This window comes from Neobacillus sp. plas4, assembly GCF_057221695.1.
Genome location: NZ_CM170152.1, coordinates 3,986,766 through 4,011,793, shown reverse-complemented (window position 1 = coordinate 4,011,793; position 25,028 = coordinate 3,986,766). Strand labels below are relative to the sequence as shown.

The window sequence follows — 25,028 nt, the reverse complement described above, 5'->3', positions numbered from 1 at the left end:
CGTAGCAGGCAAAGTGATTTGTCTTCAATAAGGGGTCTTGGGCACAAATCTCTCGTAGCAGCCAATAGGATTTGTCCTCAATTAATGATTCATATTCAGAGTTTCAACAATAAACAAACCCTAGATATCATTTGTGAAATCTAGGGTTTGAATACAAGCCGGGATTACCCGGCTTGTTTGACCATTTCTTTAACTGCTGTTGTTTTTCTTTGATAGTAGAAATAGTTAAGTGCAAAAGAGATGACGTAAAAGCCAATAAAGAAATAGAATGCTGTTACATAAGAACCAGATGTTTCAACGGACCATCCAAAAAGCTTAGGAATTAAAAATGAACCATATGCTGCAAATGCAGCAGAGAAACCAATAACTGGTGCTGCCTCTTTTGGGATAAAGATAGTTGGAATCATTTGGAAGGTTGACCCAGACCCAATACCAGCCGCAAGGAATAGAACCAAGAAGGTAGCTAAGAAACCAGCAAACTGGTTAAGATTTAAGAAGTAAATAACTCCAAAAGCACCAATTGTCATAATGATAAATACATATGCTGTTACTCTTGCTCCGCCAAACTTATCTGCCATCCAGCCGCCAACAGGTCTAGCAGCAGCCGCTACAAGAGCACCTAGGAATGCTAGTGAAATATGTTCAGGGAACTGTGATTTCAATAAAAGCGGGAATGCAGCTGAATAGCCAATGAAAGAACCAAATGTCGCAATATAAAGTACGGTCATAATCCAAGTATGTTTACGTTTTACAATAACAAACTGGTCTGCAACAGATTGTTTAGCACCTGGGACATTATCCATTTTAAAGTAAGCAAGCAATGTCATGAAAACAATCGGAATGACCCAGATAAATGCTGCATTTTGTATCCATATTTGTTGACCATTTGCTAAGACTTGACCTTTACCGGCAAATGCGAATGCACCAGTTGTAACGATTAATGGTGTAACAAATTGAACCACTGAAACACCCATGTTTCCTAATCCACCGTTAATACCTAAAGCTGTTCCTTTTTCTTTTTTCGGGAAGAAAAAGCTAATATTTGCTGAAGAGGAAGAAAAGTTACCTCCTCCAAGTCCACAAAGTGCAGCTAACAACAACATAATCGAAAATGGAGTATCAGGATTTTGTACCGCAAACCCAATGCCGATAGCAGGAATCGCAAGAACACCCGTTGATATGACCGTCCAGTTTTTACCGCCAATTGATCCGACTGCGAAAGTATAAACAAATCGAAGGGTTGCTCCAACAAGTCCAGGAACCGCAGCTAATGTGAATAATTGTTCATCTGTAAAAGCGAAGCCAATGTCGTTTAATCTTATTGCAACCACAGACCAAATCTGCCAAACAATAAACGCAAGCATTAATGAAGGAACAGAAATCCATAAATTTCGATTTGCGTGTTTCTTTCCTTCTGTTTTCCAAAACTTTTCATCTTCAGGATTCCAATAATTAATCCGCGCCATTTATATCTCTCCCTTAAATCCACTCCATATTTCGAAGTGGATATTGTTTGTGTTTTCACTATAAACCAGATGATAACATGATTTTTGTGACGTACGTCACAAAAAAGGTGAAGGAACTGTGAACTTAGGATAAAAGACAAAAAGTTGTAATATTTGGATCAGATAAACGAATTTTTCAAAAAAAATAGACCTACCGAAGAAGGTCTGACTGCTTATGATTTCCTTTCATCATCGGACTCATGAAACATGGCTACAAAATTCTTTGTTTCCCCGCTGTCATCTTTGATGGCCGAGATGGTTAACCATTCCCGATAGATTTCTTGGTTTTTTCGTTTGTTCCAAATAAAACCTTCCCAGTAGCCAACACTTAATAGGCTATCCCACATTTTTTTATAAAAGGCATTATCATGTTCTCCTGATTGCAGAACACTTGGCGTCTTTCCGACTACTTCCTCCATTGTATACCCTGTAATCTTTGTAAAAGCAGGGTTAACACTTTGTATGATTCCATTTTTGTCTGTAATCGTTATTCCATCCGTAGCATGTTCAACAACCTTTGCTGATATTTCAAGCCTTTCTTGATAGTAAAGCCAAACTACTAATATTGTACTTGCAAGTGAAAATTCTGACAGTGCCATAAAACCAATCGCATAATGTCCGGTCCAATTAAAGAAAATGGTTAAAATGATTGGTGGAAAGAAACCTCCTAACCCTCCCATTGCAGACACAATACCATTAACGATACCTGCTTGCTTTGAAAAATAGAAGGGCACTAATTTAAAGATGGTCCCATTCCCAGTCCCTGCACAAATAGCTACAAATAAACAACCAAAAGAATAAATAGGCAAAGAGGGGGTAAAGGACAACAGGAACCCGGCAAAAGTAAGTCCAGAGAATACACCTACTAAAATAAGAAAAGGATTGAACTTATCCCCGAGCCATCCACCAACCGGTCGAAATACCGTGGCTAAGGCAATAAATCCGGCTGTTCGCAAACCAGCATCCACCTTTTCTAAATCAAAATGGTTAACTAGGAAAGATGGTAAATAAATAGTGAAAGCTACGAAAGAACCAAAGGTAATGAAATAAAATAAACTTAAAAACCATAACTTTTGATTTTTATATACTGCATTAATTTGATCCATTAATGAGACATTAACTCTTTTCTCTGTTTTGTCACCAAAGAAGAAATTTAATAGTGCAAAAACTAACACGACAATAAGAAATATTTGAATAGTTGTTCTCCAGCCAAATGCATTGGCAAGCACCGGGGCAGAGAAAGAAGTAATTGCTGTACCAATATTTCCTGCACCATAAATCCCATTAATAAATCCATGTTTTTCTTTTGGGTAATATTTAGGCAATGAGGTTACACCAATTGAAAAAACAGCACCGCCAATACCGAGCATAAATCCGCCCAAAAGTAACATAAATAAAGAGTTGGCAATGCTTAAGATTCCAATTGGTAGTAACAAGAGGATAAAACTAATTGTAAATAATGAACGAGCACCAAACCGATTTGTCCAATAGCCAATTGGTACTCTTAGTAAAGATCCAAGGATAACCGGTACAGCTGTTGACCAAGAAATTTGAGTCGATGATAGTTTAATATCTGCTTGTATATAAGGCATAAGCGATGAAATAAGTACCCAAACCATAAAACCAGCAATAAGGCTTGTAGTCTGCAGATATAATTGTTTTGCACCTTTAGACATTCCAATCCCCCCTTCATTTCCAACACGTGTAGTATTTCCAGAATAAAATCTAAACAACCGAACATTTTTATTGGCTAGAAAACACCCTTGGTAAATTTTTCTTATTGTAGTATATAACAAATTCCGTCCTCGAACTGTGAGATGAGACACATGACTATAAATATTGTAACATTTCTTAAATAAATGGAAAGATAACCCTTTATCGTGTATGATCATAGTAATTTAATTTACTAATAAAAATTTTAGATTTATTCAAAAGGAAGGAAGAGTTTTCAATGAATTTTCAAGCAATTGAATCATTTGATGAACAGTTGAATTTAATGAACATTCTTTCACAACGATTTTTTTCAAGAGCTCATCAAACTGATATCGAGGGAGGTTTCCCTTTTGAAAATATACAAGAGCTAAAAGATAGAGGTTATACGGCATTAACGGTTCCAAAAAAGTATGGCGGGAGAGAAATTTCCTTAGTCGAAATGCTGCGGTTTCAAGAAAAAATTGCTGAGGGAGATGGCTCAACAGCCCTATCTATTGGCTGGCATATGGGTTTAATAAAGAATCAAGCTGAAAAAAATTCTTGGAATGAGGACCTCTTTAAAAAAATCTGTGAAGATGTTAAAAATGGTTCCCTTATTAATAGTGCGGCAACCGAGCCAAGAACCGGAAGCCCAACCCGTGGAGGCAGACCCGAGACAAATGCGCGTAAAGAAGGAAACCGCTGGATTATTAATGGAAGAAAAACATTTACGACCATGGCTCCTGTTCTAGATTATTTTCTTGTCAGTGCTTCTATTCACGATAGTGATCAGGTTGGCAACTTTCTCATTCCTAGATCTTCAATTGGGTTAATGATTGAAGAGACATGGGATAGTATTGCCTTAAAAGGAACAGGAAGCCATGATTTAATCCTCCGTGATGTTTCAATACCAGAAGAGTACTTAATTGAGCAAGTCGTAAGGGAAGGGAAAAAAGCAAATGGCTGGCTTCTCCATATACCAGCTTGTTATCTTGGAATAGCGAAAGCAGCAAAGAAGTATGCCATTAACTTTGCTCTAGAATACTCTCCGAATAGTGTAGAAGGTACGATTATTGACCTTCCGAACGTCCGACAAAAAATAGGGGAAATGGAATTGAAGTTGATGGAGTCTGAGTATTTCTTACATACTGTAGCAAAGCAATGGGACAATTCAGATGAACAGGCTAGAGGGGAAATGGGACCTGTCCTGGGAGCTGCCAAATTAACGGTTACGAATAATGCGATCACAGTAGTGGATTTGGCCATGAGAGTAGTAGGGGCAAGAAGCTTATCTTTGAAAAATCCTCTTCAGCGGTACTATCGGGATGTAAGAGCGGGACTACATAACCCGCCAATGGATGATATGACGATCCAGGTTCTCGCAAATCACGCCATCCAAAACGTATAAAACCTGTATAGTTCTTACACCCCCTGAACAATTTAACAATAAAGGGGTGAAGACAATGCCAAGAGGTAAAGAATTGAGCCAGCTTCCTAAATCTGATACTAGAGTTGACATGGGAACAAATACCAAAGAGGTACTAAGAAAAGGTTTTGATCAACAAGTAAAGCCTCAGCCTAGAGAGATGAATAAAGAAAACGAAGACATGATATAGGCAAAAAAATACCTCCACCTTAAGGAGAAAAGGTGGAGGTATTTTTTTAATCTTCGTTTAGTTCTCCAATTTCAACGACTGTTCTTTCCTCAAGAGGTCCTCTTAGGTGAACAGTAGCTGTTCTTCCATCCTCATTTAATTGATCGATCCAGACAGAAGCTCCATTATATTTGACTTCGATATCAGCGGAGGACGAAAGAATTTGCTTTACACGATTCACATTCATTTTTTTCACTCCTAATAAAATTGTCGTTTTATTTTTACCAACAGGTTGTTTTTCATTCGTTTGTTTTGTAATCGCTTTCTCATATTATATGTAGTTCTAAAAGGGGAGCTTGTTTTATATTCTGTAAAAGATAAGACTATACGCATATTGCCTGCACGAAATTTCATGTTTATGATTACTTGATAGAAGTAACGAAAAAAATTGAAACTAATTTGGGTTCCCTTCGTCTTAAATAAAAGAAACTCTATTCTTTAAGATTCCACTTTTTAGCAACATGTATGCTCTGATGAATTTGACCAAGCTAGCAAAATCTAAGATTACTAGCTAAATATAGTGAAAATTGACGAAAAGAAATGGGTATTACTGGTAATGGTTTTGTTTTTATTTTTCAATAAATGTGATATAGTAATTGAGGTTCGTTTACCGGGTTCATTGGTAAGTGAGAGGAGAATGAACAATGAAAAAGATTAGAATGCCTGATATAAAAAATAATGGATCGATTGTTTTCTTTACAATTGCCGTTGTTTTATTCTGGCTAAAAACATATGCTGCGTATCAAATTGAATTTACACTTGGAATTGATAATAACCTGCAAGAATTTCTTTTATTTATTAATCCATTAAGTTCTGCATTATTCTTTTTTGGATTAGCATTGCTTTTTAAAAAGCGAATGAAACTCGTATTAATCATTACCAATTTTATTTTGTCGTTCTTATTATACGCAAACATTGCGTATTACAGATTCTTTAGCGATTTTATTACCGTACCTGTATTAATGTCGACCAAAACCAATGCAGGACAACTTGGAGATAGTGCCTTGTCTTTAATGTCTCCATTCGATATTTTGTATTTCACAGATTTCTTTCTTTTAATTGCGTTAGCGTTAACTGTTTTTAGAAAGGTTACGGTTGAGAATAAAAAATCATTTAAGGTCGTTCTATTGTTTGCGGTCACTGTCTTTTTATTCAATCTTGGATTAGCAGAAAAGGACCGCCCACAGCTTTTAAGCCGTTCTTTCGATAGGAACTACTTGGTAAAATATTTAGGTGCCTATAACTTTACGATTTACGATGTAATTCAAAACATTAAATCATCAGGCCAGCGTGCACTTGCAGACAGCAGCGATATTACAGATGTTGAGAACTATCGAAAAGCAAATTTCTCAAGCCCGAATCCCGAGTACTTTGGTAAAGCCAAAGGAATGAATGTAATCTATATTGCGATGGAATCACTTCAAAGCTTTGCCATTGATTATAAAATGCCGGATGGTCAGGAAGTAACACCATTCTTAAATTCCTTAGTACATGGAAATGAAGCTTTTTACTTTGAAAACTTCTTCCATCAAACGGGACAGGGAAAAACATCTGATGCGGAATTCTTGATGGAGAATGGATTATACCCGATGGCACAAGGAGCGGTATTCGTCAATAAAGCACAAAATACGTATCATGCTTTGCCAGCAATTCTAAAAGGGAATGGCTATTATTCTGCTTCCTTCCACGGAAACTATAAAACGTTCTGGAATCGAAATGTTATGTATAAAGCTTTAGGTTACGACCAATTTTTTGACGCGGAATATTACAATATGACGGAAGAAAATACAAAGAATTACGGCTTAAAAGATAAGCCATTCTTTACGGAATCAATGCCATTGCTTCAAAGCTTGCCACAGCCATTTTATACAAAGTTTTTAACCCTTTCAAACCATTTCCCATTTGAAATGGACCCACAGGATACCGAGTTTCCTGCAGGTAATACAGGTGATAAAGTGGTTGATCAATACTTCCAAGCTGCGCACTATATGGATGAAGCCATTGAACAGTTCTTTAATGATTTAAAAGCTTCAGGCTTATATGATAATACGGTAATTGTAATGTACGGAGACCATTACGGCATTTCCGAAAACCATAATGATGCAATGGCCAAGGTGCTTGGTGTAGAAGAAATTACTCCAACCCTAAACGTCGGCTTACAACGTGTGCCATTATTGATTCATGTTCCTGGTGTAAAAGGTGGAATTCAACAGCAGTATGGTGGTCAGGCAGACGTACGTTCAACCATCTTGCACCTTTTGGGTATCGACACAAAGGATTACATGGAACTCGGATCAGATTTATTATCGAAGGATCACCGAAATTGGGCTTTATTTAGAAATGGCGATTTTGTCTCACCTGAAATTGTTCAAGTCAAAGGGAAATGCTACAGTAACGAAACGGGAGAATTATTAGAAGGCACAGACGCATGCAAACCGATCGCAGATAAAGTTGCTGTTGAGCTTCAGATTTCTGACGAAATTGTATATAAAGACCTATTAAGATTCTACCATCCGGAAGGTTTTACACCGATTAATCCAAACGACTTCGAATATTTAGCTCCAAAAGTGAAAAAAGGTGCTATTGAAGAGAATGAAGTGAAAGACAGTGAAAGCCTTAATGAGTCAGATGTTAATAGTGAAAGTGTTCCTGAAGGTATAATTGAGGCAGAAAGTACAAATGAATAATAACTGAATATAAATATCAAAAGAGAGCTTTCATTACTAATGAAGGCTCTTTTATTTATAAAAATGGTTGGATAAATATGTAGATTTACACAGTTTAGTTATAATATAATGAATATTAAAAAATATTTTACAGGGAGTAGAGGAGATTGATATGAGGGATGTAAAGTTGATAAATATTTTTGAACACCATATTGCACAGAAATATTTAAATCGATCGGGAATCGCCCATGCAATTGCTGTTGCCTATCATGCCTTTCATTTAGGAAAGGAGCATAAAGAGGATATTGATATTGCGGCAAAAGCTGGACTATTACATGATATGGGGCATTATACATGGTATAAAAATGGGAAATGGGATTATGATTTATATAAACAAAATGATATACATGCTATTAAAGGGGCGGAGCGTGCACATAAATTATTAATCCGTCTTGGAGAAAATCCAATTAAAGCAAAGACAATTGCATTGGCAATACTTTTTCATACCGATTCCTTCTTACCGACAAATGATATTGTTCGTACACCACTACAGCAAATTGTTAAATGGGCGGATGAGAAAGACGAGGAAAAGGGTGGGATGCATCACTACCGAAGTATTGATTATGATCGGGCAAAACAGAGCATTATCCGCTTGGATGATTGGATTGATACTGAGTTAGCCAAAATGGGTGAGGTTGACTAAATAGAACAAGCTGTGCAAAGGGCACAGCTTGAAATAAATAACGTATTAAACTCTTTGAAATCCTTCCTCTAATAAAAAATCCTCTGCTTCACCATAGGTATCGAAGCTTTCTTCAAGATTTAGTCCAAAGTAAATATTCCACGAGTCGTTTTCATTGATGACAATCAAATGATTCTTTTCGTCATCAACCCAGCGTTCTTCAACTTGATTTCCAATGATTGCTTCTTCTGCAAGCGACTTTTCCACTGGTAATAAAGAGTCAATAGACTCCTTGATTAATTTTTTTAATTGATCTCCAGTAAAGTCACGGATATTAACCATTCCTTTATCATCTGTTTCATAGCTATGTAGATTCCCCGCATAAACAAAACCATTTCCATTGGGATGGAGGTGGTAGACCACATTTTTTTTGTCCGACGCACTGTTTGGCAGTTGAAAATTTACACGTTTAAGTGATACGTCCTTTCGCTCTAATTCTGGGAATTCTTCAATAATGGCTAATTTTTCATTAAAAGTAAGCATCGTTGCCTCCAATTTTTTTCGTAATGTACCTATCATACCGATAGTTTAACTGAAGTTACAACTTTTTATTTAAGGCTCTTTTCTTAAACTTTGTTGTTTTTTCACAAAAATTAATGATTGTGCTAAGTTTCTGCGAATAATAGAATAAATTTGTTAAGAAAAGAGCCTGCAAACTAAATTCTAAAGCGCAAATTAACTATTCCCACGTTAAAATCGGCTTTAGGATTTTAACATCAATCATTAACAAAACTGACATATTTAAAAATACTTTAGAGGATTGCCGCTAAAGCAAGTTTTTGTTGAGTATTAGTACTTAATAGCCGCCGCCAATGAATGCAGAACCTACAATAATTAAAAGAATAAACAAAACAACAATTAATGCAAATCCATTGTTGTTACCACCATGTTGACCCATTCTTTCCCACCTCCACCATTTACTACTTCAATTTATGAATCACTGGTTGGAATGCTTGGACAAAGGTCATGGTTGTATTACTTTTTTTAAAGGATTGAATGGAAACAAAATTCATGTTATCATTATGTAAATAAATAAAAACGATTTTTGGAGGAGCCTGTCACCAAGGGATAACTATGTCCCTTGGTGACAGGCTCTTTTTGCATTTCTAAAATTTACAGCAACAATTAATGAAACGCATTGAGAGGTGGAATGATATTGAAGGGTTAAAAATTGAAAAAGATAAATTTGATAACAACACCCCCAAAAGGGGTGGGGCTTCAGAAACAAGGAGGTTTTGTTTTGTCATATCTTCACTTAGCAATTATAGCACCATTGATCCTATCTGTTTTTATTCCGCAATTTTATAAACTATTTCGTCAAATACATACTGGATGGTTTGTGCTGCCTTTACCTATTTTCTTGTTTGTCTATTATCTTTCATTCTTACCGGTAACAATGGGTGGGAAGTCATTCATGGAAAACTTGAACTGGATTCCATCTTTAGGCATTAATTTTACAGCAAAAGTGGATGGACTGGGGCTTTTATTTTCCCTGTTAATAACAGGTATTGGGGCATTGGTTGTTCTTTATTCCATCTATTATCTCGATAAGAAGAAAGAAAAACTCAATAACTTTTATGTCTATCTACTGCTCTTCATGGGGGCGATGCTTGGCGTTGTCTTATCGGATAACTTAATTGTGATGTATGCGTTCTGGGAGCTCACAAGTTTTTCTTCATTTCTATTAATTGGTTACTGGTACGAGCGCGAAAAATCACGATATGGCGCACAAAAGTCTATGCTCATTACTGTATTTGGCGGTCTCGCTATGCTTGGGGGAATCATCCTGCTTTACATTATGACTGGAACCTTTAGTGTCTCGGAAATAATGACTCAAGCCAATGAAATTTTTAACCACACATTATTTGTGCCTGCATTATTATGTATTTTACTTGGTGCTTTTACTAAATCTGCTCAGTTCCCATTCTATATTTGGCTTCCAGATGCAATGGAAGCCCCAACACCAGTTAGTGCTTACTTACACTCAGCAACGATGGTGAAGGCAGGAATCTATTTGGTAGCACGGTTCACACCTGTGTTCGGAGAACATTTTCTTTGGTTCTTACTGGTTGCGGGTGTAGGATTACTGACTTTGATATGGGGTTCTATATTTGCGGTGAAACAAACGGATTTAAAGGCGATATTGGCTTTTTCTACCGTCAGCCAATTAGGACTTATCATGTCGTTGCTTGGTGTAGGAGCAGCGGCTAAACATTATGAATTTTTAGATGAAAATATCTTTACAGTAGCTGTAACCGCGGCAATTTTTCACCTAATCAATCACGCTACTTTTAAAGGAAGCTTGTTCATGGCAGCTGGAATTGTCGATCATGAAACAGGAACTAGGGATATTCGTAAATTGGGTGGATTAATGCATTTTATGCCGATTACATTTACCATTTCAATTATTGGTGCATTCTCAATGGCAGGGCTTCCTCCATTTAATGGTTTCTTAAGTAAAGAAATGTTCTTTACAGCAATGGTTCATGTAACCGAAATGGATATTTTTAACCTCCAAACCTGGGGAATTCTATTTCCAGTACTTGCATGGATTGCTAGTATCTTTACCTTTTTTTATAGTATGATTCTTGTTTTTAAAACTTTCACCGGAAAATATCAGCCAGAAAAGCTTGATAAAAAACCACATGAAGCTCCAATTGGATTACTGATTTCACCGGTTATCTTAGTTTCACTTGTGATTATATTCGGTTTTTTCCCTAACCTATTATCGGATAGTCTCATCTCGCCGGCTATGGCTTCGATTCTTCCAAGTCTGCTAGGGACCGGAGAAGAATTTATGGTTCATATTACCTTCTGGCATGGACCCAACATCGAACTCTTTATGACACTCGGTGTGATTATTTTAGGCGTCCTTCTTTATAAAACGCATTCTAGATGGAAGAAAATCTATGGAGCGATCCCGGAGAAGCTTGCCCTTAATCGTTTTTATGATTTCTTATTAAACGGGGTACAATCAATCTCTCATAAGGTAACAAGTGCCTATATGAATGGATCGATTCGAACGTATCTCGTCTATATATTTGCTTTCTTTATTTTTATTCTTGCAGCCACGCTTTTTGGAAAGAATGCCTTTAAATTGGATACAAGCAATGTATCTTCGATAGGAGTATACGAAGTCGCCTTAGCCATTCTTATTGTTTTGGGATCTATATGTATTCTATTTGCTAAATCAAGAATGACCACCATCATCTTGCTTGGTGCTGTTGGTTATACCGTTTCTTTATTTTATGTTTTATTCCGAGCACCTGATTTGGCTTTGACTCAACTTGTTATTGAAACGATCTCTGTTGCCTTATTCTTAGTTTGTTTCTACCATTTACCTAAATTAAGGAAGTTTGAAACAAGAATGGTGTTTCGACTGACGAATGTTTTCATCTCTGTTGGGGTAGGTGCCATTGTTACCTTAATCGCACTCTCAGCTCATAGCAATAAGCTATTTGGCTCAATATCAAAGTATTATGTGGAAAACACGTATACTGAGGCTGCAGGAAAAAACATGGTAAACGTAATTTTAGTAGATTTTCGCGGTTTCGATACACTCTTTGAAATCACAGTATTGGCGATTGCTTCTTTAGGAATCTTTGGCATGATCAAATTACGGCTGAACAGGAGGAAAGAAGGATGAGAAAAACAAACAATATCATACTTGAAACTGCTGTAAAAGTTCTTCTCTTCTTTATAGCCCTGTACTCAGTCTATATTTTTACAGCGGGCCATTATTATCCCGGTGGCGGGTTTATCGGAGGGCTAATGACAGCTGGAGCAATTGTTCTCCTATTAATTACCTATGACATCAAAACAGTTGTGAAAATTTTGCCAATCAACTTCCGAATTCTTACTGCGATTGGACTTTTGTTTGCCATTGGTACAAGTGCGGGTTCTTTCATCTTTGATGTTCCATTTTTAACACATGCTTTTGGGGATGTTCAAATACCGATTCTGGGGGAATTATCACTTCATACTGCTACGCTTTTTGATTTAGGCGTTTACTTTGTTGTCGTCGGCGTTACGATGACCATTATTCAAACGATAGGGGAGGATGAATAATGGAAATCGTAATGGCATTTGTTATTGGCATTCTATTTATGACTGCTACCTATTTAATGCTTTCAAAAAGTCTATTACGAATAATTGTTGGGACAGGACTGTTAAGCCATGGTGCTCATCTCCTTATTCTTACAATGGGTGGATTAAAACGGGGGGCTGCTCCTATTTTAGGAGGGAATGCCGAAAGCTATACAGATCCACTGCCGCAGGCGTTGATTTTAACAGCTATCGTAATCAGCTTTGGTGTGACAGCATTTTTCTTAGTATTAGCTTATCGGGCTTATAAAGAGCTTGGAACGGATAATGTAGAAGAAATGAGGGGAAACGAGAAAAATGACTAACTTAATCATTTTACCTATATTAATCCCCTTATTTACTGGGGCCATATTAATTTTTCTTTATAAAAGTATTTTTGCACAGCGGGTTGTTGCAACGATCTCTTCATTAGCTACTATGATTGCTGCATGGCTGGTCATACAAAAGGTGCGAACGGAAGGGGTACAATCTTTAAATGTCAGCAGCTGGGAAGCACCATTTGGGATTACGTTAGTATCGGATATGTTTTCAGCACTATTAGTATTCACGACAAGCATCGTTGCGTTTGTTTGTTTAATTTACTCCTTCAAATCAATTGGTCAAGAACGTGAAAAACATTACTACTATGCTGTATTTAACTTTTTAATAGTAGGGGTTAACGGAGCTTTTACAACAGGAGATATTTTTAATCTTTTCGTATTTTTTGAGGTTATGTTGATGTCTTCCTATGTTTTATTAGTACTTGGAGGAACAAATATACAGTTGAGAGAATCGATTAAATATTTGCTTGTGAATGTCATTTCATCAGCATTATTTGTTATTGCTGTTGCCTATTTATACTCCGTAGTCGGTACGTTAAATATGGCTCATATTTCTAGTCGAATTCATGAAATTAGTATAAATGGGATGCCGGGGATTTTAACGGTTATTGCTGTTCTGTTCCTAATTGTATTCGGTTTAAAAGGTGCCATTTTTCCTCTTTACTTTTGGATGCCGGGGTCCTATTACGCACCACCTGCCCCCGTTTTAGCTCTTTTCGGTGCATTATTGACGAAAGTAGGGGTTTATTCCATTACTAGAACTTATACGCTTTTCTTTTATCATGATATGGATACCTTTGGCCTACTCTCCATTTTAGCGATTCTATCAATTGTTCTGGGTGTAATTGGTGCAATTGCCTATTGGGATATTAAGAACATTATTATTTATAATATCATTGTTGCTGTAGGAGTTATCCTGTATGGGGTTTCCGTCTTGAATACAGCTTCCGTAACAGGGGCTGTTTCCTATTTGATACACGATATGCTCATTAAGGCAGCCTTATTCTTGCTGGCCGGGGTGGTTATTTCAATTACAGGAACAAGTAATTTAAGAAATATCAGCGGTCTTATTAACCGTTATCCAGGTCTTGGCTGGACATTCTTTATTGCCACTTTAGCTCTGGCAGGAATCCCACCATTAAGTGGTTTTGTTGGAAAGCTTCTTATCGTGCAAGGAGGGTTTGAGGGAGAGAGCTTTACAGGTGCTGTTATTGTTCTAATGTCCAGTTTACTCGTTCTGTTCTCTGTTATGAAAATCTTTATAAACGGTTTTTGGGGAAAGGACCGCACTTACCGAGGAGAGGAAAAAGCACCTGTAAAACGATTGCTTATTGCTCCTGTTATTTTGGTGGTGATTTCAGCTCTTTACGGAATAGGTTCTGAATCTATATTACCGTATATTACTCAGGCAGCTGATACCTTAGTAGATCCCAATATCTATATTAATGCTGTCTTAAAGGAGTGAATAAGTTTTGGCATTTCAAATTTTATTGAATGTGGTTCTAGCCTTTTTATGGATGTTTATTAAAGTTTCCTACGATCCCATTAGTTTTATAAAAGGCTATATTTTTGGACTCCTAGTTATTTTTGTGCTGAGACGTTACTTTCATAGTCGTTTTTATTTATTTCGATTATGGTCCTTTTTCAAGCTAATCCTTATTTTTATAAGGGAACTAATATTGTCTAATGTTGCGATTGTAAAAGTTGTCTTAAAACCTAAATTAGACATGAGGCCAGCTATTTTTGCCATGGACACGGAGCTGACGCAGGATTGGCAGATCACTCTTCTTTCGAGTTTAATTACCTTAACTCCAGGTACCTTAGTCATTGATGTCTCTGAGGATAATAAAACCCTTTTTATTCATGCGATGAATATTGGGGAAGTAGAGGATGAGATCAAAAGTATCAAGAGTTCATTTGAAAAGGCTATTTTGGAGGTGAGCAGGTAATGCTTGAACTGATTTTTCGATTAGCTTTATTAATCTGCTCGATTTCGATGCTTGGTTTAATTTATCGGGTCATTAAGGGTCCTAGTGTACCTGACCGGGTGATCGCATTAGATGCGATGGGTGTGCACCTTATTGCCATTACTGCATTGATATCAATCGTTTTAGACTCTCATGCTTTTCTCGAAATTATTCTTTTAATTGGTATTCTTGCCTTTATTGGAACAGTGGCGTTTGCTAAGTATCTGGAAAAGGGGGTTATTATCGAACGTGAGCGTAATCATTGATTTATTAATTGGATTTTTTATCATAGTTGGATCCCTGCTCTGCCTGATTGCTACTTTTGGGGTGATTAGACTCCCAGATGTTTATACAAGAAACCATGCAGCCTCAAAAGCGGCTACACTGGGGGTAATGTTTATTTTATTGGGAACCTTTATTTACTTTTATGCACTTGAAGGTCATTTTAATTCTAGGCTTATCCTAGGTATTATCTTCCTCTTTATGACTTCCCCCATTTCTGGACATCTAATTAACAGGGCGGCCTATAATTCAGGAGTAAAACTTTGGGATAAAAGTGTAAGAGACGATTTAAAAGAATATAATAAAAAGTAATCTAGAAATCTTTGGCAGATTAATTCCGAAAAAAAGTGTTCCGAATTATGTTTGGAACACTTTTTGACTCTTTTAAGAACCTATAATTCGAACATATTCCCTGGGCTTAAATGGCTTGAATAGCTTAAGGTGGACATTAGATATATGGTTGTTTACATTCGTATTAATTGGATTATTTTCATTAGTTAACGGAACCGTATTCATATTATTTATATGTGTTCCCATTTTAATATTATTAAACTCCCGTTGAGTTTGCAGCTGCTGCTGTAGGAACCAAGCCGCTGTTAATAAGAGTAAAAAGATGGAAAGACTTACCGTAATTTTTATTTTCACTATGTATATACACCTCCCAGTTAGGATTAGTTTGTACAAAAATAGCTCATTTTAAAAAATTAATAATGGTAAATGGGATAGGGTGTATGGTAAGTACGAATTAATTAAAAGAACGAGCCAGTCATTCAATTGAAGGACTGGCTCGTTCTTTTATGATGCGGATTTTAGTGTTTTAGTTGTGGGGTGTCTTCCTATATTTTTTAAACCCATAATAAAACGAACGGTGAAGACAATGGCAGCTGCTATGATAAATATTCCATAAAGGGCTCCAATTTGGTCAGATGCCGTCCACTCTGGTAAATGCTCAGCCCATCTGCGGGGCGCACTGATTTTTCCTGCATATAAGAACGAACCCGTTAAACCGGTGAAAAAGGATAAAGTAGGTAACAATCGCCAAATTATCCAAGCTTTTTTATTTCTGAGTTCCTTCGGTTTTATTGAAATAATACATAAAACCAAAAATCATCGCCACGACACCCATTCCCATATACGTGTGGAAATGACCTGGAACCCATTTTGTATTATGCATGATGTGGTTAATCACAATGGTTGCATCTATGATTGCAGGTACTGCGCCAGCCACCCAGCCAAACATCGCTAAAAACATCATGCTTGAAGCGAAATCCCATCTCATCGCTGAACGGTAGACAATCATTAAAGCTCCGTATGCTGTGACAACCATAACGGGAAGCCCGTTAGCATATGAAAAAACTTGACCGATGATTAACATCCATTTTGGAACGGCGAAATCCATTAACAGGTGTTGAGTATAAATTATTAAAGTAAAAATGGTTGAACAGTTCCAGGCAATTAAAAAGGCTTTATTCGATTTCCATGGACGTTCCTGTATATTTAGACAGGATTTTATAAACTGCTATGACAGCCATATAAATGGTACAATTTGCAAATATATGCCCAAACGCGTAGGTTAAATGTTTAGCTAGCATAGGATCGATGCTAATAGCAGGATTAATAATGTTTAAGATAGAGACAACTAGCACAATGGCACCTGCAAGAATCGCGGTAGAATTCGTAATGATGACCATTGTAGCTGCGACTACTGCTGAAGGTGGCCCATACTCTTTTTTTCCTAAAATAACATCCCAGCCAAGTGATTTTAACAATCCGCCGTATTCTTTTGTAAATCTTGCTGCTAGGTAAAAGTACATGAGCAAATAGTCTATACCTAATAGCAACATTCCAAATAAGAATAATAGTGCACCTGTCTTACAGTAGAGATTTGCTGAATAGGCAGGCAACAGGAACAAGAATGTCCAGCCATCGGAAAAATGAAAACCAAAAATGGCAACTAGGATTAATACAACCCCAATCAATGATAACAGTAAATTAGCAAAAAAGACTTTAGCATTTAAATAGATATATGTAGATAGGTAATACCACATGATGGCGCTTCCACCTAAAGCGGCAATTCCAATCATCCCTGTTCCATGTATAGTCATAACTTTATAGAATAACTGTGGTAAGATTTGGATAACATTTCCTTGATTTAATAACATCATTACCCCGAAGATCATCATTAAAACGAGAACAACAGAGGTAACCATTAAAGATAAAGCAACGCCTTTATTCTTAATTCTACGGGCTTTATTTCCTTTCCATATTCTCTTAGTTGTCTAGATTCCCCATACACAAAAGCAAAAGCCAAGGCAAGAAGGAAAACGAGAAATAATGTAGCGTACCATGCAATAGATTGGTACATGTAAATCCCCCCTAGTAAAATTACTTAAACAAGCAGTCCCCAACCACATGTTTAATTCACATAACATTCTAATCTGGAAATTAGGAAAAAATAGTGAATTTTATCATACCTTTACTAGCAACCACTGTTAGGGCTGCCTTTTTTGACTAATAATATTTTTACCCCCACAAATGACCCCGCCGTTACGAATCATATGGTAACTAAAATTATGGAGGTTAGATATGGGAACTATTAAGATTGATATCGATAAACTGCTAGAGAAAACTGCAAATCTAACATCTGAGAAAATCATTAATAAATTGAAAAAGATAGAAATTGATAAACTATTAGATCAAACACAAGATTGGTAATTATTATTTAAAAGATAATTGAATTGGTGAATTTTCAAAAGCTCTCATACAATTGAGGGCTTTTTTATTTTTCCGACTATTTGAGAAATTTGTCGCTTTAAAGCGGAAAAATAATTTTAGATAATTCTATTGCTTTTAGTCTAAAAAAATACTAGAATAACTTTTATAATATAATAAATTTTTGAAAAATTAAAAATGGGTAAATAGGGGGATGTAAAATGAAAAAGGGTGTAAAGGTATTGTCCTTTGCCTTGGCGGGGATGATGTTGCTTGCAGGGTGCGGAAGTAAGGAATCAGCTGGTGGAACGGAAAAAGAAGGAGAAAAAGTGTTTAATGTTGGAATATCCCAATATGCTACACATCCATCGTTAGATGCAGCCACTGAAGGCTTTAAAAAAGCGTTAGCAGATAAAGGCATTAAAGTTGAGTATGACGAGCAAAATGCTCAAGGTGAAGCGGCAAACGTTCAAACAATCTCTAATAATTTTGTTGGAGATAAAGTGGATCTTATTTTTGCAAATGCAACGCCAAGTGCAACAGGTGCTTTAAATGCTACGAAGGATATTCCAATTATCTTTACCTCTGTAACAGATCCTGTGGGTGCTGAATTAGTAAAGGCATTTGATCAGCCGGGTGAAAATATCACAGGTACAACGGATAACCATCCTGATGGAACTGCCAAAACGATAAACTTTATTACAGAAGAAGTAAATGCGAAAGAAATTGGTGTTATCTATAATTCTGGTGAACAAAACTCTATCGTTCAAGTGGAAGAAGTGAAAAAGTTAGCTGAAGGTAAAGGTGCTAAGCTTGTGGAAGTATCTGTCTCTACATCTGCTGAAGTAAAGCAGGCAGCTGAATCCTTAGTTGGCCGTGTAGATGCAATCTATATTCCAACAGATAATACGGTTGTTTCTGCTCTTGAGTCTGTTATTTCAGTTGCAAACAGCAAAAAAATCCCTCTATTCGTTGGTGAGTTAGATTCAATGAAAAAAGGTGCAGTTGCAGCGAGCGGCTTTGAATATTTCGATATTGGCTATCAATCAGGTTTAATGGCGGCCGAAATTTTAAGCGGAAATAAGAAGCCTTCTGAAATTCCAGTTGAATTGCCAAGCAGCTTAACCCTTGTTATTAATAAGAAAGCTGCAGAAGCACAGGGACTTGAAGTAAAAGACGAATGGAAAGACCTTGGTGAGTTTTACGAAGGTGAATAATAATTCTTTGTAATGCCGGGAGTCAGCCGCTAACATGGTTGACTCCTTCATTACTCCATTAGGTCTTTATATGATTAGAACAAGGCTATTTTCGTTAAAATTGTTGTTAAAATCTTAAAGCCGATTTTAACGTGGAAATAGTTATTTTGCACTTTAGAATTTAGTTTGCATGCTCTTTTCTTATTCAATTTTGTTCTAAAAAGCAATATAGGTTACGAAAAGAGCCTTTACAAAGACTTAAAAGAAAGGATGATCTCAATGTTTATAGCCATTTTTGGATCATTTGAAGCAGGTATCATCTACGCGATTATGGCACTGGGCGTCTATCTTTCCTTTCGTATTCTGGATTTTCCAGATTTAACGGTAGATGGGAGTTTTGTTACAGGTGCAGCTTTGTCGGCAGTCTTAATTGCTGGTGGAATGAACCCATTTTTAGCAACGATAATGGCATTATTTGCAGGTTTTGCAGCAGGATGTATAACGGGTCTGCTTCATACCTTTGGGAAAATTAATAATTTACTTTCCGGGATTTTAATGATGATTGCCTTATATTCTATTAATCTTAGAATCATGGGGAGATCCAATATCCCCTTGTTAAATACGGATACGTCATTTACAAAAATCGGTGGAATTTTTGAAAATATGGGAGTAGATTCTTTTTTCAATGGTTTGCTGATGAAGGTAGGTCTTGGAGACAGCCTCCCTGATACTTGGGGAATTTTACTTTTTATGATCATTGTAACCTTTGTAATTAAATGGCTCACGGATTTATTTTTACAGACGGAAATTGGTCTTGCTGTAAGAGCGACTGGTAACAATAAACAGATGATTCGCAGTTTCTCTGCCAATACAAATCTTCTTACCATCCTTGGTCTGGGGTTATCTAATGCTCTAGTTGCTTTTTCTGGCGCCTTAATTGCGCAGCAAGGCGGATTTGCGGATGTAGGTATGGGTATTGGGATGATTGTTATTGGATTAGCATCTGTTATTATCGGTGAAGCCTTATTTGGTACCAAATCCATTGCAAGAGCAACTTTAGCAGTTATCGGTGGAGCAATTATCTACCGTATCGTCGTCACACTGGCATTAAGAGTAGATTTCCTAGATCCAGGAGATATGAAGGTTATTACAGCATTAATTGTCATCATTGCCTTAACTGCACCAAAAATAATCGAACAATCTAAAGAGAAAAAGCGAAAAGCCCGCAGAAGACAAGAAAAGCTGAACATGTTACAAGCATCGGCTGAGCGAAAGGGTGAAAACCATGCTTGAGTTAAACCAAATTCATAAGATTTTTAATGAAGGTACTCCGGATGAAAAAATTGCGATTGATCAAATTAATCTATCGCTAAAACCAGGTGATTTTGTAACTGTTATCGGAAGTAATGGTGCTGGAAAATCTACTTTAATGAATATTATATCTGGAGTCATTACACCCGATATTGGTGATATTCAAATTGCTGGTAAAAATGTAACTCCGATGTCAGAGTACAAACGTTCAAAAATGATTGGGCGGGTATTTCAGGATCCCATGGCGGGTACAGCACCTAGCATGACGATTGAAGAAAATTTAGCAATGGCCTACTCTCGAAATAAGACGAGAACGTTCAGAAAGGGAGTTACGAAGAAAAGGCGTGATTACTTCCGCGAGGTGCTTGAATCCTTGCACCTTGGCTTAGAGGACCGTTTAAGTGCAAAGGTAGGATTGTTGTCTGGAGGAGAACGCCAGGCATTATCGCTGCTAATGGCAACCTTTACTGAACCTTCCATTTTATTGCTTGATGAGCACACAGCAGCGCTTGACCCATCGAGAGCGGAATTAATCACCAATCTAACGCGGGAGATTGTTGCGAAATATCAATTAACGACATTAATGGTCACGCATAATATGCAGCAAGCCATTGACCTCGGTAATCGGTTAATCATGATGGATAAAGGTCAAATTATTTTAGAAGTAGACGCTGAAAACAAGAAAGACCTAACTATTGAAGGATTATTAGAAGAATTTAAAAGAATTCGCGGGGTTCAGATGGCCAGCGACCGTGCGGTATTGTCATAATACTATTGAGAAACAGCCTCTAAATAAGGGGCTGTTTCTTTTTATTCTGTACTAATCTTTTCTACTCAAAAGCGTTTATGCTTCACCGGCCGCTCTTGATAGGACAGGTTTGTAGCACGTAAACTATATTCTGAATATTATTAATTAATTGACAATAGGAGGAATATAAATGAAAGAAAAAAGAAATAAGGCAGAAGAACTTGCTAACGATTTCTTTCCCGTTCGGGATGTAGATTATATCGAGATTTATACAGGCAATGCCAAGCAATCCTGCCACTTTTTTTGTACTGCGTTTGGATTTAAACCAGTTGCCTATTCCGGCCTTGAAACAGGAAATCGTGAAACCGTTTCCTTTTGTTTGCAACAAAGGAATATTCGCATAGTGCTTACGGGTTCCTACAAAGAGGATACACATGTTGCTCAATTCGTTAAAAATCATGGAGATGGTGTTAAAGATGTTGCTTTGTTCGTGGATGATGTGGATAAGGCCTATCAAGCGGCTGTAGAGCGTGGCGGAATTGCCCTTGTTCCGCCATTTGAGTTAAAGGATGAAAAAGGGACAATTAAAAAGGCCGTTCTCGGTACATATGGAGATACCATCCATACGTTAGTAGAACGCAAGAATTATCAGGGTGTTTTCATGCCTGGCTATCAGCCATATTCTGTTTACCTCCCGATTGAGGATGCAGGATTAATTGGCATTGACCATGTGGTTGGAAATGTTGAACAAATGGAGGAGTGGGTGGAATATTACTCAAAGGTAATGGGATTTGTCGAGATGAAGCATTTCACAGATAAAGATATTACCACTGAGTATTCTGCTTTGATGTCAAAGGTTATGCACAATGGCGGAAGAATCAAGTTTCCAATCAATGAACCAGCAGAGGGGAAACGTAAATCACAAATCCAGGAATATTTAGAATTCTATAATGGTCCAGGTGTACAGCACCTTGCTATTTTAACAGAGGATATTGTCACAACCGTTGCCACCTTGAAAAAGAATGGTGTTGAGTTTTTAAATACTCCAAGTACCTATTATGAGGATTTGGGGCAGCGAATTGGAAAAATTGACGAAGAAATTGAGAAGCTTCGAGAATTAAATATTCTCGTCGACCGTGATGATGAAGGGTATCTTTTGCAAATCTTCACAAAACCTATAGTCGATCGACCAACACTTTTCATAGAAATCATCCAGCGTAAGGGTGCACGCGGTTTTGGTGAAGGGAACTTCAAGGCGTTATTTGAATCAATTGAACGAGAGCAGGCTAGGCGCGGAAACCTATAATTTTACTTTATGAAAGGGGGAGATGTTTTCTCCCTTTTTCAAAGAATAAAGATAGAAAGAGTGGTGAAAGAGATGGAAGTGTCACCTGATACACTTGAATGGAGAGACGCCTATAAACTATTAATTGGATCTATTCTGCCTCGGCCGATTGCCTTTGTGTCAACCATTGATGAAAACGGCATCGCTAATGCAGCTCCCTTTAGTTTTTTTACTGCGATCTGTGCAGATCCGATGCTTATTTGTTTTTCACCAATGAGAAGGGGAAGTGATGGGGCAAAGAAAGATACTCTCCTCAATATAGAAAAAACGAAGCAATTTGTCGTAAATATTGTCAGTGAAAATATGGCACAGCAAATGAATGATTGTGCGGTTGAATTTACTCCTGAAGTAGATGAGATGGAAATAACCGGCTTAACAAAAGAGGCAAGCCGACTAATAAAGGCACCGCGTATTAAGGAATCATTGGTTCATTTAGAATGTGAACTTTACCAGGTGTTGGATTTTGGTGACAAGCCAGGTGCAGGGAGTTTAGTAATTGGAAAGGTGTTAAATATCCATATTACAGATGATTTATTTTATAACGGGAGAATCGATACCGTGAAACTTCAGCCTATTGGCAGAATGGCAGGCCATACCTATACCAATCCATTGGGGAAAACGTTTAATATTATAAGGAAATAGAAATTAGGTGATAGGATGAGATTCGTAACTTTTGAAAAAAGAGATGGAACAGTAAGGTCAGGCGTTCTCCTAGAATCGGATCTTGTTGTGGATATGCACGGAGCAACAAACGGTGCTTTGCCTGAAAGGCTCATAGATTTCTTAGAAGAAAGTGATGAAAATTTGAAATCTTCCTCCCGGCTTTTACAATTTACGATAAACGATCCGGGTGTCTATCCGTTACATGAGGTTAAACTGATTGCGCCTTTGCCAGTCCCCAAAAGCTTTCGTGATTTTTATGCTTTTGAGCAGCATGTGAAATGTGCTAGAGAGAATAGAGGATTGAAGATGATACCGGAATGGTACCAAATTCCTGTTTTTTATTTTTCCAATCACCTTGGCATTAAGGGGCCTGAAGATGTAATTCCCAAGCCTTTAGAATGCAATTGGCTGGATTATGAGCTGGAAGTGGCGTGTGTAATCGGAAAACAGGGCAGGAATATTTCCGCTGAGGAAGCTGATTCGTATATCTTTGGCTATTGTATTTTAAATGATTGGAGCGCTCGCGATCTTCAAAGACATGAAATGAAGGTAGGCTTAGGTCCTGCGAAGGGAAAGGATTTTGCCACCTCGATTGGACCATGGATTACCACTAAGGATGAGCTTGAGCACCATAGTTCCGCTAAAGGCTTTGATATATCCATGAAGGCAAAAGTTAATGGTACCCTTCTCTCTGAAGGGAATATGAAGGATATCTACTATTCGTTTGCAGATATGATTGAAAGGGCTTCAGCTGGCGTTACCTTATATCCAGGAGAAATTATCGGTTCTGGTACAGTTGGGACTGGATGTATCCTTGAGCTTGGCACAGAGGTACATCGCTGGCTGCAGCCAGGTGATGTGGTTGAATTGGAGATTGATAAACTGGGAGTATTAAAGAATACCATTGTACATGATGAAGTGAGGTGAAAGAATGTATTACCGGCAGCTGGGAAGGATTCCTCATAAACGTCATACGATGTTTAAAAAAGACGATGGAAGTCTCTATCGTGAGCAGGTAATGGGGACACGCGGTTTTTCCGGAACGCAATCGATTCTCTATCACCATTACATGCCAACGGAAGTGCTTAGGTCGGAGGCGGTTGGCAGTTATTTACCCGAATATGAAGCTCAGCAGGCCCTAAAGCATCGACTTTTTTTAACAAACACGACCTCTAAAAAAGGTGATGGTCTTACAGCACGTGAATATATTTTAGGAAATCAAGACTTATTAATTGGAACGGCTTTGGTAAATGAGCCTATGAAAGGTTTTTACCGTAATGGTGATGGTGATGAAATGTTGTTTATTCACTACGGGTCAGGCAAGCTTGAAACGATGTTTGGAACTATTACCTATCGACCAGGAGATTACCTATTAATTCCGATTGGAACGATTTACCGATTGATTCCCAATGGGACTGTGGATACGAAAATACTGTTTATCGAATCATTTAGCCAGATTACTACACCAAGACGTTATCGAAATGAGCATGGGCAAATGCTAGAGCACAGTCCGTTTTGTGAGCGTGATTTTCGAGGTCCTGAAGTACTTGAGACCTTTGATCAAAAAGGGGAGTTTGAAGTATTCACAAAATCGCGGGGATTACTTCACTCTCATGTATTGGGACATCATCCTTTCGATGTTGTTGGCTGGGATGGATATCTCTATCCATGGGCTTTTAATGTCGAGGATTTTGAGCCGATTACTGGAAGAATTCATCAGCCGCCTCCTATTCATCAAACTTTTGAAGGAAATAACTTTGTTGTATGTTCCTTTGTCCCAAGATTGTTTGACTACCATCCGGAAGCTGTTCCTGCTCCATACTATCATAGTAATGTTAATAGTGATGAATTACTCTATTATGTCAAAGGGAACTTCATGAGCCGTAAAGGGGTTCAATTGGAGTCGATTACTCTCCATCCGAGCGGCATTCCACATGGTCCTCATCCTGGAAAAACAGAAGCAAGCATCGGGAAGAAAGAGACTCTGGAACTTGCGGTTATGATTGATACCTTCCACCCGCTTAAAGTAGTTAAGTCCGCAAACCAGATGGAGGACATTAACTATATGTTTTCGTGGGTGGAAAAATAAGGAATAAATTATTTAAAACAATCCGATGATA

General features: G+C 37.5%; 27 protein-coding genes and 1 pseudogene. 19 read left to right on the top strand and 9 right to left on the bottom strand.

The window, feature by feature from the left end; all coding sequences use genetic code 11:
- Nucleotides 1–164: 164 nt before the first annotated feature.
- Both AC2TFD_RS20080 and AC2TFD_RS20075 read right to left on the bottom strand, forming a co-directional pair.
- Nucleotides 165–1,466 (bottom strand): MFS transporter, encoded by a 1,302-nt coding sequence (locus AC2TFD_RS20080; RefSeq protein ID WP_335512893.1) that lies wholly within the window; start codon nucleotides 1,464–1,466, stop codon nucleotides 165–167.
- Between the two features lie 212 nt (nucleotides 1,467–1,678).
- Complete coding sequence (locus AC2TFD_RS20075) at nucleotides 1,679–3,181, bottom strand: nitrate/nitrite transporter (RefSeq protein ID WP_484673824.1); 1,503 nt, start codon at nucleotides 3,179–3,181, stop codon at nucleotides 1,679–1,681.
- Nucleotides 3,182–3,456: 275 nt separating this feature from the next.
- Between AC2TFD_RS20075 and AC2TFD_RS20070 the strand changes: the two genes are divergently transcribed.
- Entirely contained in the window at nucleotides 3,457–4,605 is a 1,149-nt protein-coding gene (locus AC2TFD_RS20070; RefSeq protein ID WP_335569773.1) for an acyl-CoA dehydrogenase family protein, read from the top strand.
- A gap of 55 nt (nucleotides 4,606–4,660) precedes the next feature.
- Nucleotides 4,661–4,813, top strand: a complete 153-nt coding sequence (locus AC2TFD_RS20065; RefSeq protein ID WP_484673823.1) for a hypothetical protein — start codon at nucleotides 4,661–4,663, stop codon at nucleotides 4,811–4,813.
- A gap of 46 nt (nucleotides 4,814–4,859) precedes the next feature.
- Here the strand turns inward: AC2TFD_RS20065 and AC2TFD_RS20060 are convergent, their stop codons facing one another.
- On the bottom strand, nucleotides 4,860–5,039 hold the full coding sequence (locus AC2TFD_RS20060) for a small, acid-soluble spore protein, H family (RefSeq protein WP_335515150.1): 180 nt from the start codon (nucleotides 5,037–5,039) through the stop codon (nucleotides 4,860–4,862).
- A gap of 457 nt (nucleotides 5,040–5,496) precedes the next feature.
- Here AC2TFD_RS20060 and ltaS point away from each other — a divergent pair.
- Both ltaS and AC2TFD_RS20050 read left to right on the top strand, forming a co-directional pair.
- Nucleotides 5,497–7,407: pseudogene (gene ltaS, locus AC2TFD_RS20055) on the top strand (lipoteichoic acid synthase); the annotation flags it as partial.
- Between the two features lie 283 nt (nucleotides 7,408–7,690).
- Nucleotides 7,691–8,221 (top strand): HD domain-containing protein, encoded by a 531-nt coding sequence (locus AC2TFD_RS20050; RefSeq protein WP_335515152.1) that lies wholly within the window; start codon nucleotides 7,691–7,693, stop codon nucleotides 8,219–8,221.
- A 45-nt stretch (nucleotides 8,222–8,266) separates the two neighbouring features.
- On the opposite strand, the gene AC2TFD_RS20045 is transcribed toward AC2TFD_RS20050, so the two are convergent.
- Both AC2TFD_RS20045 and AC2TFD_RS20040 read right to left on the bottom strand, forming a co-directional pair.
- The gene (locus AC2TFD_RS20045; RefSeq protein ID WP_335515155.1) at nucleotides 8,267–8,743 is read right to left on the bottom strand and encodes a hypothetical protein; all 477 of its coding nucleotides are present in this window, start codon (nucleotides 8,741–8,743) and stop codon (nucleotides 8,267–8,269) included.
- Between the two features lie 313 nt (nucleotides 8,744–9,056).
- Nucleotides 9,057–9,158, bottom strand: coding sequence for a YjcZ family sporulation protein (locus AC2TFD_RS20040; RefSeq protein WP_484673822.1), 102 nt, complete (start codon nucleotides 9,156–9,158; stop codon nucleotides 9,057–9,059).
- A 342-nt stretch (nucleotides 9,159–9,500) separates the two neighbouring features.
- Here AC2TFD_RS20040 and AC2TFD_RS20035 point away from each other — a divergent pair, with 342 nt between their 5' ends.
- Genes AC2TFD_RS20035 through mnhG form a run of 7 tightly spaced genes read left to right on the top strand, consistent with a single transcriptional unit; the run spans nucleotide 9,501 to nucleotide 15,245 of the window.
- Nucleotides 9,501–11,906 carry a Na+/H+ antiporter subunit A gene (locus tag AC2TFD_RS20035; protein ID WP_484673821.1) on the top strand — a complete coding sequence of 802 codons (2,406 nt, stop codon included), beginning with the start codon at nucleotides 9,501–9,503 and terminating at the stop codon, nucleotides 11,904–11,906.
- Complete coding sequence (locus AC2TFD_RS20030) at nucleotides 11,903–12,328, top strand: Na(+)/H(+) antiporter subunit B (protein ID WP_335515164.1); 426 nt, start codon at nucleotides 11,903–11,905, stop codon at nucleotides 12,326–12,328. Before AC2TFD_RS20035 ends, AC2TFD_RS20030 begins: the two co-directional genes overlap by 4 nt.
- A complete protein-coding gene (locus AC2TFD_RS20025) occupies nucleotides 12,328–12,669 on the top strand; it encodes a Na(+)/H(+) antiporter subunit C (RefSeq protein ID WP_335569776.1) in 342 nt (113 codons plus the stop codon). The genes AC2TFD_RS20030 and AC2TFD_RS20025 overlap by 1 nt, the downstream gene beginning before the upstream one ends.
- Nucleotides 12,662–14,149: a Na+/H+ antiporter subunit D gene (locus AC2TFD_RS20020; RefSeq protein WP_335569777.1), complete on the top strand. Its 1,488-nt coding sequence runs from the start codon at nucleotides 12,662–12,664 to the stop codon at nucleotides 14,147–14,149. Before AC2TFD_RS20025 ends, AC2TFD_RS20020 begins: the two co-directional genes overlap by 8 nt.
- Nucleotides 14,150–14,156: 7 nt before the next feature.
- Nucleotides 14,157–14,633: a Na+/H+ antiporter subunit E gene (locus AC2TFD_RS20015; protein WP_335515172.1), complete on the top strand. Its 477-nt coding sequence runs from the start codon at nucleotides 14,157–14,159 to the stop codon at nucleotides 14,631–14,633.
- Nucleotides 14,633–14,917 (top strand): Na(+)/H(+) antiporter subunit F1, encoded by a 285-nt coding sequence (locus AC2TFD_RS20010; RefSeq protein ID WP_335515175.1) that lies wholly within the window; start codon nucleotides 14,633–14,635, stop codon nucleotides 14,915–14,917. The genes AC2TFD_RS20015 and AC2TFD_RS20010 overlap by 1 nt, the downstream gene beginning before the upstream one ends.
- Nucleotides 14,901–15,245 carry a monovalent cation/H(+) antiporter subunit G gene (mnhG, locus tag AC2TFD_RS20005; RefSeq protein ID WP_484673820.1) on the top strand — a complete coding sequence of 115 codons (345 nt, stop codon included), beginning with the start codon at nucleotides 14,901–14,903 and terminating at the stop codon, nucleotides 15,243–15,245. Before AC2TFD_RS20010 ends, mnhG begins: the two co-directional genes overlap by 17 nt.
- Before the next feature lie 483 nt (nucleotides 15,246–15,728).
- Here mnhG and AC2TFD_RS20000 read toward each other — a convergent pair whose 3' ends face one another.
- From AC2TFD_RS20000 to AC2TFD_RS19985, 4 genes are read right to left on the bottom strand one after another with little or no spacing between them, the layout of a single operon-like run.
- Complete coding sequence (locus AC2TFD_RS20000; RefSeq protein WP_484673819.1) at nucleotides 15,729–15,968, bottom strand: hypothetical protein; 240 nt, start codon at nucleotides 15,966–15,968, stop codon at nucleotides 15,729–15,731.
- 22 nt (nucleotides 15,969–15,990) lie between these two features.
- Nucleotides 15,991–16,368 carry a cbb3-type cytochrome c oxidase subunit I gene (locus AC2TFD_RS19995; protein ID WP_484676351.1) on the bottom strand — a complete coding sequence of 126 codons (378 nt, stop codon included), beginning with the start codon at nucleotides 16,366–16,368 and terminating at the stop codon, nucleotides 15,991–15,993.
- A gap of 31 nt (nucleotides 16,369–16,399) precedes the next feature.
- Complete coding sequence (locus tag AC2TFD_RS19990; RefSeq protein WP_484673818.1) at nucleotides 16,400–17,095, bottom strand: cbb3-type cytochrome c oxidase subunit I; 696 nt, start codon at nucleotides 17,093–17,095, stop codon at nucleotides 16,400–16,402.
- Between the two features lie 47 nt (nucleotides 17,096–17,142).
- Entirely contained in the window at nucleotides 17,143–17,298 is a 156-nt protein-coding gene (locus AC2TFD_RS19985; protein ID WP_335569780.1) for a hypothetical protein, read from the bottom strand.
- A gap of 221 nt (nucleotides 17,299–17,519) precedes the next feature.
- Between AC2TFD_RS19985 and AC2TFD_RS19980 the strand changes: the two genes are divergently transcribed.
- The 8 genes from AC2TFD_RS19980 to AC2TFD_RS19945 all read left to right on the top strand — a co-directional run bounded on the left by AC2TFD_RS19980 (nucleotide 17,520) and on the right by AC2TFD_RS19945 (nucleotide 24,997).
- Entirely contained in the window at nucleotides 17,520–17,648 is a 129-nt protein-coding gene (locus tag AC2TFD_RS19980) for a hypothetical protein (RefSeq protein WP_335569781.1), read from the top strand.
- A gap of 218 nt (nucleotides 17,649–17,866) precedes the next feature.
- Nucleotides 17,867–18,862 (top strand): ABC transporter substrate-binding protein, encoded by a 996-nt coding sequence (locus AC2TFD_RS19975; RefSeq protein ID WP_484673817.1) that lies wholly within the window; start codon nucleotides 17,867–17,869, stop codon nucleotides 18,860–18,862.
- Between the two features lie 258 nt (nucleotides 18,863–19,120).
- Nucleotides 19,121–20,134, top strand: coding sequence for an ABC transporter permease (locus AC2TFD_RS19970; RefSeq protein WP_484673816.1), 1,014 nt, complete (start codon nucleotides 19,121–19,123; stop codon nucleotides 20,132–20,134).
- Nucleotides 20,127–20,921 (top strand): ABC transporter ATP-binding protein, encoded by a 795-nt coding sequence (locus AC2TFD_RS19965; RefSeq protein WP_335519299.1) that lies wholly within the window; start codon nucleotides 20,127–20,129, stop codon nucleotides 20,919–20,921. The genes AC2TFD_RS19970 and AC2TFD_RS19965 overlap by 8 nt, the downstream gene beginning before the upstream one ends.
- 169 nt (nucleotides 20,922–21,090) lie before the next feature.
- On the top strand, nucleotides 21,091–22,206 hold the full coding sequence (hppD, locus tag AC2TFD_RS19960) for a 4-hydroxyphenylpyruvate dioxygenase (protein ID WP_484673815.1): 1,116 nt from the start codon (nucleotides 21,091–21,093) through the stop codon (nucleotides 22,204–22,206).
- Nucleotides 22,207–22,278: 72 nt separating this feature from the next.
- A complete protein-coding gene (locus tag AC2TFD_RS19955; RefSeq protein ID WP_484673814.1) occupies nucleotides 22,279–22,887 on the top strand; it encodes a flavin reductase family protein in 609 nt (202 codons plus the stop codon).
- Nucleotides 22,888–22,902: 15 nt separating this feature from the next.
- The gene (locus AC2TFD_RS19950; RefSeq protein WP_484673813.1) at nucleotides 22,903–23,835 is read left to right on the top strand and encodes a fumarylacetoacetate hydrolase family protein; all 933 of its coding nucleotides are present in this window, start codon (nucleotides 22,903–22,905) and stop codon (nucleotides 23,833–23,835) included.
- 4 nt (nucleotides 23,836–23,839) lie between these two features.
- Nucleotides 23,840–24,997 (top strand): homogentisate 1,2-dioxygenase, encoded by a 1,158-nt coding sequence (locus AC2TFD_RS19945; RefSeq protein WP_484673812.1) that lies wholly within the window; start codon nucleotides 23,840–23,842, stop codon nucleotides 24,995–24,997.
- Nucleotides 24,998–25,028 lie beyond the last annotated feature (31 nt).